11 protein-coding genes are annotated in these 13,326 nt (G+C 58.2%); 6 read left to right on the top strand and 5 right to left on the bottom strand.

Going from position 1 to position 13,326, the window contains the following annotated elements:
* Positions 1 to 71 precede the first annotated feature (71 nt).
* Entirely contained in the window at positions 72 to 965 is an 894-nt protein-coding gene (gene ygfZ, locus DYE40_RS01745; protein ID WP_115307463.1) for a CAF17-like 4Fe-4S cluster assembly/insertion protein YgfZ, read from the bottom strand.
* 128 nt (positions 966 to 1,093) lie between these two features.
* Complete coding sequence (locus DYE40_RS01750) at positions 1,094 to 1,432, bottom strand: P-II family nitrogen regulator (protein ID WP_115307464.1); 339 nt, start codon at positions 1,430 to 1,432, stop codon at positions 1,094 to 1,096.
* A gap of 178 nt (positions 1,433 to 1,610) precedes the next feature.
* Between DYE40_RS01750 and purL the strand changes: the two genes are divergently transcribed.
* The 3 genes from purL (at position 1,611) to DYE40_RS01770 (ending at position 6,333) form a co-directional block, all read left to right on the top strand.
* A complete protein-coding gene (purL, locus tag DYE40_RS01755; RefSeq protein WP_425451169.1) occupies positions 1,611 to 5,531 on the top strand; it encodes a phosphoribosylformylglycinamidine synthase in 3,921 nt (1,306 codons plus the stop codon).
* Positions 5,532 to 5,589: 58 nt separating this feature from the next.
* Positions 5,590 to 6,069, top strand: coding sequence for an SEL1-like repeat protein (locus tag DYE40_RS01760; RefSeq protein ID WP_115307466.1), 480 nt, complete (start codon positions 5,590 to 5,592; stop codon positions 6,067 to 6,069).
* A 117-nt stretch (positions 6,070 to 6,186) separates the two neighbouring features.
* The gene (locus DYE40_RS01770) at positions 6,187 to 6,333 is read left to right on the top strand and encodes a hypothetical protein (protein WP_218564326.1); all 147 of its coding nucleotides are present in this window, start codon (positions 6,187 to 6,189) and stop codon (positions 6,331 to 6,333) included.
* Positions 6,334 to 6,433: 100 nt separating this feature from the next.
* Here DYE40_RS01770 and DYE40_RS01775 read toward each other — a convergent pair whose 3' ends face one another.
* The 3 genes from DYE40_RS01775 to DYE40_RS01785 form a co-directional block, all read right to left on the bottom strand.
* On the bottom strand, positions 6,434 to 6,652 hold the full coding sequence (locus DYE40_RS01775) for a hypothetical protein (protein ID WP_115307467.1): 219 nt from the start codon (positions 6,650 to 6,652) through the stop codon (positions 6,434 to 6,436).
* A gap of 78 nt (positions 6,653 to 6,730) precedes the next feature.
* Complete coding sequence (locus DYE40_RS12730) at positions 6,731 to 7,957, bottom strand: hypothetical protein (protein ID WP_174901009.1); 1,227 nt, start codon at positions 7,955 to 7,957, stop codon at positions 6,731 to 6,733.
* A gap of 14 nt (positions 7,958 to 7,971) precedes the next feature.
* On the bottom strand, positions 7,972 to 8,250 hold the full coding sequence (locus DYE40_RS01785) for a hypothetical protein (protein WP_115307468.1): 279 nt from the start codon (positions 8,248 to 8,250) through the stop codon (positions 7,972 to 7,974).
* A 473-nt stretch (positions 8,251 to 8,723) separates the two neighbouring features.
* On the opposite strand from DYE40_RS01785, the gene nrdA reads away from it, so the two are divergent.
* From nrdA to DYE40_RS01800, 3 genes are all read left to right on the top strand, one after another.
* Positions 8,724 to 11,003: a class 1a ribonucleoside-diphosphate reductase subunit alpha gene (gene nrdA, locus DYE40_RS01790; protein ID WP_115307469.1), complete on the top strand. Its 2,280-nt coding sequence runs from the start codon at positions 8,724 to 8,726 to the stop codon at positions 11,001 to 11,003.
* Positions 11,004 to 11,398: 395 nt separating this feature from the next.
* The gene (gene nrdB / locus DYE40_RS01795) at positions 11,399 to 12,532 is read left to right on the top strand and encodes a class Ia ribonucleoside-diphosphate reductase subunit beta (protein WP_115307470.1); all 1,134 of its coding nucleotides are present in this window, start codon (positions 11,399 to 11,401) and stop codon (positions 12,530 to 12,532) included.
* Positions 12,533 to 12,657: 125 nt separating this feature from the next.
* On the top strand, positions 12,658 to 13,194 hold the full coding sequence (locus DYE40_RS01800) for a hypothetical protein (protein ID WP_115307471.1): 537 nt from the start codon (positions 12,658 to 12,660) through the stop codon (positions 13,192 to 13,194).
* Positions 13,195 to 13,326: the final 132 nt, after the last annotated feature.

The raw sequence follows: 13,326 nt of genomic DNA on the forward strand, positions 1-13,326 counted from the left end.
TTATTGGCCGAGAGGCCGTCTGAAACCTTCCCGCTCCGGCGGAGCGGCTTTCAGACGGCCTCCAAGTCCCGCTATTCTTCTGCGGCTTCGGTGTGGAAAAAAATCTGCTGCTGCAACAGCGTGTTGCCCGCAGCGTCGGTCAGCGCGCCCTGCGCCGCGCCGTGTTTGATCACGGCCAGGCTGATGCGGCCTTCGGGGCTGTCCGCGCTGTTGAGGACGATGCCCGCTTCGGCCAAATCCTGCAATACCGCCGCACCCGCCGCAACGCTGCCGCCGGCCAGCACGGCCGGGCCGCGTTTGACCTGCCCGCGGTATTGGGCGCGGGCAATGATTTCCTGCCCGGGATAGCAGCCTTTTTTGAAATGCACGCCGCCTATGGTGTGCTGGTTGAGCATTTGCGCAACGCAGCTTTCTTTGGTGGCGGCGCAGATCCATGGGTAGCCGCTGCGGATTTCGTGCAGATTCCATGCGTTTTCGGCGGCGGCACCGTATGCGGGCAGGTCTGCGCTTGCGCCGACAAGGAACACGCCGCCGTGCGGCAGCGGGATTTCGATCAGCCCTTCCCCGTCCGCGCCCTGCGGGGAAGAAGTTTGCACCACGGCAAACGGGAAGGCCAGGCTGGGCGCGTCGGCCGGATGCGGCGGCAGCGCGTCGTCCAAACGGCCTGCCGCGCCGTAGTTTTCCAAAATTTCAAAACCGACATCGGCACGCAGCACAAACATCCGCAGCCGTTTGACCACGGCTTCGGCCAAATCGGCCGCCAGCACCAGCAGCAGGTTGCCGCCGGTATTGGCGACTATCATGTTGGCGATAACCCGGCCTTTGGGGGTGTTGTAGGTGGCGTAGCAGGCCTGATTGGGGGCGAGTGCCTCGATGTGGTTGGAAAGCTGGCCGTGGAGGAAGGAGGCGCGGTCGCTGCCTGTGGCACGGATAACGGCGAAAAAGGGTAAAAGCGATGTGTGCATGGCGTTTCCTTTCGGTTGGACAAAACGGCAGATATTGTCAGGCCTCGGGCGGCGCGGACAAACGGCAGGCCGTCTGAAAAAGCGGGCGGCGGTTTTCCAAACGGCTCTGCACAAGCGGCGCAAACGCCTTACACGGCGGCATCGTCGCGCTCGCCGGTGCGGATGCGGACGGCCTCCTCCACCGGCAGGATGAAGATTTTGCCGTCGCCGATTTTGCCGGAGCGGGCGGTTTCGACTATCACCTCCACCGCCTGCGCCACTTGCTCGTCGCGCAGGACGAGTTCGATTTTGACTTTCGGCAGAAAATCAACGGCGTATTCCGCGCCCCGATATACTTCGGTGTGGCCTTTCTGGCGGCCGAAACCCTTGACTTCGGTTACGGTCATGCCGGTGATGCCGATGTCGGTAAGTGCCTCGCGCACGTCGTCGAGTTTGAACGGTTTGATAACGGCTTCGATTTTTTTCATGGGATACCTGTCGTGTCGGGGCTTTTCAGACGGCCTGCCGCACCCTCGGAGGCCGTCTGAAAGCGGGTTGGAAAGGCGCGGAAATTAACACAAAGGCAGACACGCTTCAATCTGCCGCGCACCCGCCCGCCCGCCGCACGCGCGGCGGCGGCTTTTTCCCCGCCTTGCCCCGCGCCGCTTGGCGTATAATGCGCGGCTTTGCAACACAACGCTATTTGAAAGCCCTGCCATGTCTGTCGTCCTCCCCCTGCGCGGCGCGCGCGCGCTGTCTGATTTCCGTATTGAAAAACTCCTGCAAAAAGCCGCTTCTCTCGGTTTGCCTGCCGCAGAATTGTCGAGCGAATTTTGGTATTTCGCCGCTTCTGCCGCGCCTTTGGCGGCGGACGGGGTGGCGAAGCTGGAAGCCCTGCTTGATGCGCAAAACACCCCCGCGCCGGCGCTTTCAGACGGCCTGAATCTGTTTTTGGTTACACCGCGCATCGGCACGGTTTCGCCGTGGGCATCGAAGGCGACGGACATCGCGCACAACTGCGGCCTGACGCAGATCGAACGCATCGAGCGCGGCATGGCGGTGTGGGTTTCAGGCCGTCTGAACGAAGCGCAGAAGCAGCAGTGGGCGGCTTTGCTGCACGACCGCATGACCGAAAGCGTGCTGCCCGGTTTTCAGACGGCCTCGCGGCTGTTTGCCCACCCCGAAGCGCAAACCTTTGCCACGGTGGACGTTTTGGGCGGCGGCAAAGACGCGCTGGTACGCGCCAATACGGAAATGGGGCTGGCGTTGTCGCCCGACGAAATCGACTATCTGCTGGAAAACTATCAGGCCTTGCAGCGCAATCCTTCCGACGTGGAGCTGATGATGTTCGCCCAGGCCAACAGCGAACACTGCCGCCACAAAATCTTCAATGCCGACTTTATCCTCAACGGCGAGGCGCAGCCCAAAACCCTGTTCGGCATGATACGCGACACCCACAACGCCCACCCCGATGGCACGGTGGTGGCCTATAAAGACAACGCGTCGATTATCGAGGGGGCGAAAATCAAGCGTTTTTATCCGCACGCAGCGGAAAACCAGGGCTACCGTTTCGCCGAAGAAGACACGCACATCCTGATGAAGGTGGAAACCCACAACCACCCCACCGCCATCGCGCCGTTTGCGGGTGCGGCCACGGGCGCGGGCGGCGAAATCCGCGACGAGGGCGCAACCGGACGCGGCGCGCGCCCCAAAGCGGGCCTGACCGGCTTTACCGTATCCAACCTCAATATTCCCGGTTTCGCGCAGCCGTGGGAGCAGCCATACGGCAAGCCCGCCCACATCAGCAGCGCGTTGGACATCATGATCGACGGCCCCGTCGGCGGCGCGGCGTTCAACAACGAATTCGGCCGCCCGAACCTCACCGGCTATTTCCGCACCTTTGAAGAGCGTTTCGACGGCCAAATGCGCGGCTACCACAAGCCGATTATGATTGCCGGCGGCCTGGGCAATATCCAAGCGCAGCAAACGCATAAAAACGAAATTCCCGAAGGCGCATTGTTAATCCAGCTCGGCGGGCCGGGCATGCTGATCGGCTTGGGCGGCGGCGCGGCTTCGTCTATGGACACCGGCAGCAACGATTCCAGCCTGGATTTCAACTCGGTGCAGCGCGGCAATCCCGAAATCGAACGCCGCGCACAGGAAGTCATCGACCGCTGCTGGCAGCTCGGCGCGGCCAACCCGATTATCGCCATCCACGATGTCGGCGCGGGCGGCTTGTCCAACGCCTTTCCCGAGCTGGTCAACGACGCGGGGCGCGGCGCGGTGTTCAAGCTGCGCGACGTGCCGCTGGAAGAACACGGCCTGAACCCGATGCAGATTTGGTGCAACGAAGCGCAGGAGCGTTATGTGTTGTCGGTGTTGCCCGCCGATTTGGCGGCGTTTGAAGCCATTTGCGAACGCGAGCGCTGCCCGTTTGCCGTGGTCGGCACGGCCACCGACGACGGCCATTTGCAGGTGCGCGACGATTTGTACAGCAACAACCCCGTCGATCTGCCGCTGAACGTGTTGCTGGGCAAACCGCCCAAAACCACGCGCCGCGACGAAACCGTCAGGCCGTCTGAAAAAGCGTTTTCAGGTAGCCGTATCGATTTGAAAGAAGCCGCCTACCGCGTTTTGCGCCTGCCCGCCGTGGCCGCCAAAAACTTTCTGATTACCATCGGCGACCGCAGCGTCGGCGGCCTGACCCACCGCGACCAGATGGTCGGCCGCTACCAAACCCCCGTGGCCGATGCCGCCGTAACCATCATGGGCTTTGACACCTGCAAAGGCGAGGCGATGGCGATGGGCGAAAAACCCGCCGTCGCCCTGTTTGACGCGCCCGCGTCCGGCCGCATGGCCATAGGCGAAGCGCTGACCAACCTTGCGGGCGTGAACATCGGCAACATCGGCAACATCAAACTGTCCGCCAACTGGATGGCCGCCTGCGGCAATGCGGGCGAAGACGAAAAACTCTACCGCACGGTGCAGGCGGTGTCCGAAACCTGTCAGGATTTGGGCATCAGCATTCCCGTGGGCAAAGACTCGCTTTCCATGAAAACCGTGTGGCAGGAAGAGGGCGTGCAAAAATCGGTGGTGTCGCCGCTGAGCCTGATCATCACCGGCTTCGCCCCCGTGCAGGACGTGCGCAAAACCGTTACCCCCGAGCTGAAAAACGTGGCCGGCAGCGTGCTGCTGTTTGTCGATTTGGGCTTCGGAAAAGCCCGCATGGGCGGCTCGGCGCTGGCGCAGGTGTATAACGAAACCGGCGGCGAAGCGCCCGACATCGACGCAGGCCGTCTGAAAGCCTTTTACGATGTGGTGCAGAAACTGGTGGCCGAAGACAAGCTCCTGGCCTACCACGACCGCAGCGACGGCGGCCTGTTTGCCACGCTGGCGGAAATGGCGTTTGCCGCGCGAGTCGGCTTGGATATCGGGCTGCCTGAAAACGCCGATGCGCTGACCGCACTGTTTAACGAAGAACTCGGCGCGGCCGTTCAAATCCGCCAAGCCGATTCAGACGGCATTCAGGCTGCTTTCAAACAGGCAGGGTTGGACGCGTACCGCATCGCCGCCATCGCCGAAAACGACCGCATCCGCATCAGCAGCAACGGCGAAACGATATTTGACGAAGGCCGTCTGAACCTGCAACAGGCATGGCAGCAAACCAGCCACCAAATCCAACGCCTGCGCGACAACCCCGAATGTGCCGACAGCGAGTTTGAATTATTGGCCGACAACGCGCGTTCCGCCCTGTTTGCCGATTTGGCATTCGACGTGCGCGAAGACATCGCCGCGCCCTACATCAACAGCGGCGCAAAACCCAAAATCGCCGTGTTGCGCGAGCAGGGCGTAAACGGCCAAGTGGAAATGGCCGCCGCCTTTACCCGCGCCGGTTTCGACGCTTACGACGTGCACATGAGCGACCTGATGGCCGGCCGCGCCAATCTGGCCGGCTTCCAAATGCTGGCCGCCTGCGGCGGCTTCAGCTACGGCGACGTGCTCGGCGCGGGCGAAGGCTGGGCGAAATCCATCCTGTTCCACCCCGCCTTGCGCGAACAGTTTGCCGCTTTCTTTGCGCGCCAAGACACCCTCGCGCTGGGCGTGTGCAACGGCTGCCAGATGATGAGCAATCTGGCCGAAATCATTCCCGGCACGGCGGGCTGGCCGAAATTCCGCCGCAACCGCAGCGAGCAGTTTGAAGCGCGTTTGAGCATGGTGCGCGTACCCAAGTCGCCCTCGCTGATTCTGGCCGAAATGCAGGGCAGCAGCCTGCCCGTCGTCATCAGCCACGGCGAAGGCCGCGCCGATTTCAGCCGCACCGGCGGCAAGATTTCAGACGGCCTCACCGCCCTGCAATACACCGACGGCACCGGCGCAGTTACCGAAACCTATCCGCTCAACCCCAACGGCTCTCCGCAGGGCATCGCGGGCGTAAGCAACGCCGACGGCCGCGTAACCATCATGATGCCGCACCCCGAGCGCGTGTACCGCACCGCCCAAATGAGCTGGCTGCCCGAAGCGTGGCACGGCAGCGAACTTTCAGGCTGGTACCGCCTCTTCGCCGGCGCACGCAAGGCTTTGGGTTAAATACAAACAAGGCCGTCTGAAAAAGTTTCAGACGGCCTTTTTTGGTTGGAAACAGAAAATGAAAAAAATCTTTCTGGCAGCCGCATTCCTGCTGCCGTTTTCGGTTCATGCACAAGAGCCGTTCAGCAGAAAAGCCTATATGCGGCTGGCGGCCGAATGCGATAAAAACAAACTCGACAGTTGCGTAACCTTCGCCATCTGGACACGCGACTATATGGAAGCCTCCGATGCCGCCCGCGCACCGCTGGAAAAGGCCTGCAACGGCGGCAATATGAAAGGCTGCAATGTTTTGGGCAACCTTTATCTGAACCCTTACGGAGGCTTGGGCGAAGATGCGGACAAAGCCCGCGCACTCTACCGCAAAGCCTGCAAAGGCGGCTATGCCAATGCCTGCACCAATTTGCAGAGCATGGACAGCAAAGGCGCACAAACAAAGCACGCCTTATCGCGGGAAGAACGTCTGCAAAAGCTCCGAAACGCCTGCGTGCTTGAAAACGAATCGGCCTGCCGTGCCTTGCAGGCGGAACCGTTGCGGTAAGCCCCCGCATTCAGGCAGCCTGTGCGGCACCGCCCTAAAAAAGGAATCCGAATCCCATGTCCCTGCAATCCCTGCTCGAACACCGCCGCTCCGTGCGCCATTATGCCGATACGCCCGTTGATCCCGAAACCGTCCGCCGCTGCCAATCTGCCCCCGCTCGACACCTTCGACCCCAACACCGTCTTCGGCGCATGGGACAAAATCATGGCCGAACACTTCGCCGACGGCGGCCTGTTTGACCAGCTCGCCTCCCGCGACAAATAAACGCCGCATCATAAAAGGCCGTCTGAAAATCTGTTTTCAGACGGCCTGATGTTTTCCTAATCTGCCAAATGGCGCAACCCGCAGAAAACGCGTGCGTCGCTTAAGCGACACACCCTACGGCGGGGAAATCGGGGGCGCGGGCGGCCTTTGCGATGATGGCGGCCAGTTCGGCAAAGGGGCTGGGATCCGCACCGGCGGGCAGGGGCTTTTCCGCCCATTCGTCGGCAATCTGCTGCGCGGCTGACAGGCTCTCGGGCAGCATGGCGGCGGGATCGGGGAAGTGGGCGGGATACCAGAGGTAGACGGGGTTCATGGACATGGGGGTTCCTTTCTTAGGGGGCGGGATAAGGTTTGCCGCCGGTGCGGTGCAGCCGGCGGCCGTGCTTCAACTGCCGAATCAGGTTCTCGGCCTGTTTTCCAAGTAGGTTAGGGTGTTCATCAGCCGTTCCCGTGCAAACTCCTTGTTGCCAAAATAAGCATCGTCCGCCGCCAGCCACGACTCTACGACCTCTCTGAGGTTGCGCCTGCCTTCCAGATAAAGATCGACCAGTACGATAGGAAAATCGTTATAGGTCTTGATGTTTTTATTTAGTTTCTCAGAATAATCTTTATATTCGCTGGCTTTACCCAGCCTGCTGTTGAAATAGGCCTCCAAATCGCCATAGGCCGAAATCGGTGCCACTTCCGCCAGCCTAGTCTCTATATAGGCCAGAAATGCCTCGATCTGACTTTCTGTTTTGAATTGGCTTGAACCTATGTAACCACCATCCCATGAGGAAGAAAGATAATAGCCAATATTGACCCCCCCCCCAGCAGCTAATTGTTTTTTATTGTTTTTTCTATCATAAGGGTGGATATTGTCCAGCTCGTACCAGTGAATCTGCTCTACCGTTTCGTCGGAAAGATTCCAGCTTACCCATATGTCGTAAACGCCGTCGTTATAGAGATCACCGATGGAAATATAAATAATCTGCCAACCATGTTCGGTCGCTTTGGCATAAACCATCACATCCGGCTCGGGCTTGCGGCTTCTCTTGTCATGGCCTTCGGGACGGTAGAACTGCGGGGCATATTCAAAGCCGTAACGCCCCATCAATTCGTCGGTCTTCGGGCGGAAGTATTTGTAGAAATCTTTGATGTTTTCCGGCAGGCCCCGGTTGGCGGCACGCCATTTTCTTTCGGCTGCCGCTTTTTCTTCCAGCTCGCGCTGGATGGCGGCAAAGAAGTCTTCTTCGGGAAAGCTGCGGCCGTCGGGCAGGAGCAGGCGGCCGTTGCTGTCGTATAGCACCAAGCCGAGATCGGGGGCGTAGTCATCCAGCAGCGGCATGATTTCATCATAATGCTCGGACAGCTCGGCCAGGGCGTGGCCGCGCAGGTAGGCGGGCAGATCGGTTTCGATGCCGGCATAGCTTTGGCGGAAGCCTGCGCTTGCTTCGGGGGCGTGGGCGGCCTTTGCGATGATGGCGGCCAGTTCGGCAAAGGGGCCGGGATCCGCACCGGCGGGCAGGGGCTTTTCCGCCCATTCGTCGGCAATCTGCTGCGCGGCTGACAGGCTCTCGGGCAGCATGGCGGCGGGATCGGGGAAGTGGGCGGGATACCAGAGGTAGACGGGGTTCATGGACATGGGGGGTTCCTTTCTTAGGGGTGGTTGGATTGGATGAGGTCTGCGAGGTGCAGGCGGATGCTGCTGCCTGCACCTTCGATCAGTTGTTTGCCGCTTGCGGACAGCGGGCGGCGCGGCAGGGTTTCCCAGCCGCCGTGTGCGTTTAGGAGCCATTCGTAGCAGCGGGTGCGGCTGCCGCTGATAAGGGTCAGTTGCAGGCGGATGTGCTGCGGGGCGGCGGGGGGCAGGTGCAGGTGCAGGCGGCCGGTTACAATGCCGCTCAAGCCTCGGATATTAACCGTTTTGTTGTCCATAAACGAGCAGAACCTATGGCCTGCCTGCAAGCGGCGGCATTCTCAAAAAATTTTTCATCCCCTGGTGGCAATATCAAAAGCCAATGCACCAAAACCGTTTTTACGGCCTATACACCAGCTTCCTCAAACGCCGTTTTCCCGAATGCGTCTGCGTGTACGAACATACCGAAAAAGGCCGCATTCGCTTCCACTTGCCCATCACCACCCGTCTGTGCACTCAGATACGGCCTCTTTGCCTTGCAGCCAGCCGATTTTAGCTTAACGTTTTTTAACTTGCCGGTTTTTTCGGCAGCCTGCCGCCACAAATTCCCGCAGCATCAAACCTTGGGCAAAAGCATTATTTTCCGGCTGGAGAAAAGGGTTTTCCGATGGCTTTGTCAAGACCTGTTTCAAACGGGAAAAACACGATATATTGTATTCAGACAGCCTGGTTTATACCATATCTAGTATTTTTACCGTTTGAAGGACAGCAGATGAGTGCCGCTGAAAATATGCAAGTAACCAAACGCGACGGCCGTTTGGAACCCATCAATTTAGACAAAATCCACCGTGTTGTTGCCTGGGCGGCGGAGGGTTTGGACAACGTTTCCGTATCGCAGGTCGAGCTCAAATCGCACATCCAGTTTTACAACGGCATCCGCACCGACGACATTCACGAAACCATCATCAAAGCCGCTGCCGACCTGATTTCTCAGGAAACCCCCGACTACCAATATCTGGCCGCGCGTCTGGCCATTTTCCACCTGCGCAAAATCGCCTACGGCCAATTCGAGCCGCCGCACCTTTTCGACCACGTTTCCAAGCTGACCGAAGCGGGCAAATACGACCGCCACATTCTGGCCGATTACAGCCGCGAAGAATTTGACGAGCTGAACGCCTACATCGATCACGAACGCGACATGACTTTCTCTTACGGCGCGGTCAAGCAGCTCGAAGGCAAATATCTGGTGCAAAACCGCGTCAGCCGCCAAATCTACGAAACCCCGCAGTTTCTGTATATGCTGGTGGCGATGTGCCTGTTTGCCAAATACCCGCGCGAGAGCCGTCTGAATTATGTGAAACGGTTTTACGATGCGGTTTCCACGTTCAAAATTTCCCTGCCCACGCCGATTATGAGCGGCGTGCGTACCCCCACGCGCCAGTTTTCAAGCTGCGTGCTGATTGAGTGCGACGACAGCCTAGATTCCATCAACGCCACCACCAGCGCGATTGTCAAATACGTATCCCAACGCGCGGGCATCGGCATCAACGCCGGCCGCATCAGGGGCTTGGGCAGCGAAATACGCGGCGGCGAAGCGCAGCACACCGGCTGTATTCCGTTTTTCAAAATGTTTCAGGCAGCCGTCAAATCATGCTCCCAGGGCGGCGTGCGCGGCGGCGCGGCCACGTTGTTTTACCCGCTCTGGCACATCGAAGTCGAAAGCCTTTTGGTGCTGAAAAACAACAGGGGCGTGGAAGACAACCGCGTGCGCCACCTCGATTACGGCGTGCAGATCAACCGCCTGCTCTACACCCGCCTGATTAAGGGCGGCAACATCACCCTGTTTTCGCCCAACGAAGTGCCCGGTCTGTATGAAGCCTTTTTTGCCGACCAAGACGAATTCGAGCGGCTCTATACCCAATACGAACAAAACCCCGATATCCGCAAACGCAGCCTGCCGGCCACCGAACTGTTTTCGCTGATGATGCAGGAGCGTGCCGGCACCGGCCGCATCTATATCCAAAACGTCGACCACTGCAACACCCACAGCCCGTTCGATCCGCGCGTCGCACCCGTGCGCCAGTCCAACCTGTGTCTTGAAATCGCCCTGCCCACCAAGCCCCTGAACGACATCAACGACGAAACCGGCGAAATCGCCCTGTGCACCCTGTCGGCATTCAACTTGGGCGCATTGGAAAGTCTGGACGAATTGGAAGGCTTGGCCGATTTGGCCGTACGCGCCCTAGACGCACTGCTCGACTATCAGGACTATCCCGTCAAAGCCGCCAAAACCGCCACCATGAACCGCCGCACCCTCGGCATAGGCGTCATCAACTACGCCTATTATCTGGCCAAAAACGGAGTCAAATACAGCGACGATTCCGCCATCGCCTTAACCCACCGCACCTTTGAAGCCATCCAATACCATCTGCTCAAAGCCTCGGTGGCTTTGGCCAAAGAATTCGGCGCCTGCCCGCTGTTCCACGAAACCACCTACGCCCAAGGCAAGCTGCCCACCGACACCTACAAAAAAGATTTGGACACCGTCTGCACCGAACCGCTGCATCTCGATTGGGAAGCCTTGCGCGCCGACATCCTCAAACACGGCCTGCGCAACTCCACCCTGACCGCCCTGATGCCGTCTGAAACCAGCTCGCAGATTGCCAACGCCACCAACGGCATCGAGCCGCCGCGCGGCCTCGTTTCGGTCAAAGCCTCGAAAGACGGCATTTTGAAGCAGGTTGTCCCCGAATTCGGCCGCCTCAAAAACCAATACGAACTGTTATGGCAGATGCCCGGCAATGACGGCTACCTGAAACTCGTCGGCGTGATGCAGAAATTTGTCGACCAGGCCATCTCCGCCAACACCAGCTACGACCCACAGCGTTTCGAAGGCGGCCGCGTGCCCATGAAGCAGATGCTCAAAGACCTGCTCACCGCCTACAAATTCGGCCTCAAAACCCTGTATTACCACAACACCCGCGACGGCGCGGACGACACCCAAACCGATTTGCAGGACGACGGCTGCGCAGGAGGGGCGTGTAAGATTTGATTGTGCAGGCCGGATAGCTGTATCCGACAGCTTGGAATTTTCAGGTAGCCTTTCAGACGGCCTGAATCAAAAAACAGCCTGAAAAGGCCGTCTGAAAAAACACCGTCATTCCCGCGCAGGCGGGAATCTGCTCCGCGTGCCACAGACGATAAGCAAAAAACAAAATTCCCGCCAGCGCGGGAACAACGGCATCGGAAGAAGCAAGCACAGCCTGCACAACCCAAGGTAGGGTGTGCCGCCTAAGCGGCGCACGCGTTTGAGCAGAGCGGCCTCCGTCTGATACAACAGACAAACAACAGGCCGTCTGAAATCCCAAAATCCGTTTTCAGGTAGCCCCAACTTACCCATACCCACCCATACAGAGAGACCCCTCCATGCCTTGCGAACACCTAGTCATGTCATACAGCACCTTCAGCAAAGAGAAAAACGATGCTTTGCTCGAACCGATGTTTTTCGGCCAGCCGGTGAATGTGGCGCGTTATGACCAGCAAAAATACGAAGTTTTTGAAAAACTGATTGAAAAACAACTGTCGTTTTTCTGGCGGCCGGAAGAAATCGACGTGTCACGCGACCGCATCGACTACCAAAACCTGCCCGATCACGAAAAGCATATTTTCATCAGCAATTTGAAATACCAAACCCTGCTCGATTCGATTCAGGGACGCAGCCCCAACGTGGCGCTGCTGCCGCTGGTTTCCATTCCCGAGCTGGAAACGTGGATTGAAACCTGGTCATTCTCAGAAACCATCCACTCGCGCAGCTACACCCACATCATCCGCAACATCGTGAACGACCCGTCTGTCGTGTTTGACGACATCGTACAGAACGAATACATCATCGCCCGCGCCGAAGACATCGCCTGCTATTACGACGATTTAATCGAATATACCCAATATTACAACCTGTTGGGCGAGGGCGAACACCGCGTCAACGGCAAAACCGTTGTGGTGGACAAGCGCGAACTGAAGAAAAAACTGTATCTGTGCCTGATGTGCGTCAACGTGCTCGAAGCCATCCGTTTTTATGTTTCCTTCGCCTGCTCGTTTGCCTTCGCCGAACGCGAGCTGATGGAAGGCAACGCCAAAATCATCAAACTCATCGCCCGCGACGAAGCACTGCACCTGACTTCCACCCAGCACATGCTGAACCTGATGCGCAGCGGCGTGGACGACCCGGAAATGGCCGAAATCGCTGCCGAATTGCAAAACGACTGCTTCGATCTGTTTAAAAAAGCGGCCTTGCAGGAAAAAGAGTGGGCGGAATACCTGTTTAAAGACGGCTCGATGATCGGCCTGAACAAAGACATTCTGTGCCAATACGTCGAATACATCACCAACCACCGCATGATCGCCGTCGGCCTGGAACCCGCCTTCCCCGCCGCCAACCAAAACCCGATTCCGTGGATTAATGCCTGGCTCTCGTCGGACAACGTTCAGGTAGCCCCGCAGGAAGTGGAAATTTCCTCCTACCTCATCGGCCAAATCGATGCCGAAATCGGTGCCGACGATTTGGACGGCTTCGAGCTGTAAGCTGTGTCCGCCATCCGACATTCTGTCTTGTTTCATTCGATATGTTCATTTCCTATCAGGCAATAAAGCATAAAGGCCGTCTGAAAATGAACAGAGGCTGTTTTCCCCTATCCGAAGGATGCGTTATGCAAAATATCCCCGTCCCCGAAACGCCGTTTGCCGAAGTGCTGCATGCCGCGCAGTCGGGTGAAAACGAAATTTCATGGCAGAAAAATACCCCCGTTACCCAAGCCGAGCGCGATAACGCGCGCCGCATCAAAAAGATGCTGGTTTATACGCAGCCCGTGCCGCTGGTGCTCACGGTTATCGTTTACTTTGCCCTGCCCAATATCTTCCTGCATAACGGCGAACTGCTTTTGCCTGCCGTGCTTCCTCTTGTCGCGTACGACGTTATTGCTCCGCTTTTCACGCTGTGGCTGATAAAACGCTACAACCGCGTGTTGGATTTGCCCGCACACGAGCCGCAAGCCGCCACTTACTCGGTGCGTTTCAAAAACAGAGGCAAAGACAAAAAAGGATTATCCGTCGCCCGCAGTGTGGGTTCGAATCTGAATTACGCTGAATTTACCCTGCGCGATTGGCAGGCCGTGCTGCCCCGTGCCGGCGAAGAGGATGTCCGCCGCCTCAGCCAAATCATTGTCCGCCGCTTAAACGGCACATAACGCTTTTCAGGCTGTCTGGTTCATCTTCATAAGGCAGGCCGAAACGGTAGGGGATTAGAGAGAAAAGATTATTTTGAATTAAAAAAGGCCGTCTGAAAAATCTGTTTTCAGACGGCCTCTTGCTCGGTCGGA

The sequence above is a fragment of the Kingella potus genome, from assembly GCF_900451175.1.
GTDB lineage: Bacteria > Pseudomonadota > Gammaproteobacteria > Burkholderiales > Neisseriaceae > Neisseria > Neisseria potus.

Bases quoted from the DNA above. Each gene is read 5' to 3' on its own strand.
- ygfZ (WP_115307463.1), bottom strand. From the start codon at position 965: ATGCACACATCGCTTTTACCCTTTTTCGCCGTTATCCGTGCCACAGGC.
- DYE40_RS01750 (WP_115307464.1), bottom strand. From the start codon at position 1,432: ATGAAAAAAATCGAAGCCGTTATCAAACCGTTCAAACTCGACGACGTG.
- DYE40_RS01760 (WP_115307466.1), top strand. From the start codon at position 5,590: ATGAAAAAAATCTTTCTGGCAGCCGCATTCCTGCTGCCGTTTTCGGTT.
- DYE40_RS01775 (WP_115307467.1), bottom strand. From the start codon at position 6,652: ATGTCCATGAACCCCGTCTACCTCTGGTATCCCGCCCACTTCCCCGAT.
- DYE40_RS12730 (WP_174901009.1), bottom strand. From the start codon at position 7,957: ATGTCCATGAACCCCGTCTACCTCTGGTATCCCGCCCACTTCCCCGAT.
- DYE40_RS01785 (WP_115307468.1), bottom strand. From the start codon at position 8,250: ATGGACAACAAAACGGTTAATATCCGAGGCTTGAGCGGCATTGTAACC.
- nrdA (WP_115307469.1), top strand. From the start codon at position 8,724: ATGAGTGCCGCTGAAAATATGCAAGTAACCAAACGCGACGGCCGTTTG.
- nrdB (WP_115307470.1), top strand. From the start codon at position 11,399: ATGTCATACAGCACCTTCAGCAAAGAGAAAAACGATGCTTTGCTCGAA.
- DYE40_RS01800 (WP_115307471.1), top strand. From the start codon at position 12,658: ATGCAAAATATCCCCGTCCCCGAAACGCCGTTTGCCGAAGTGCTGCAT.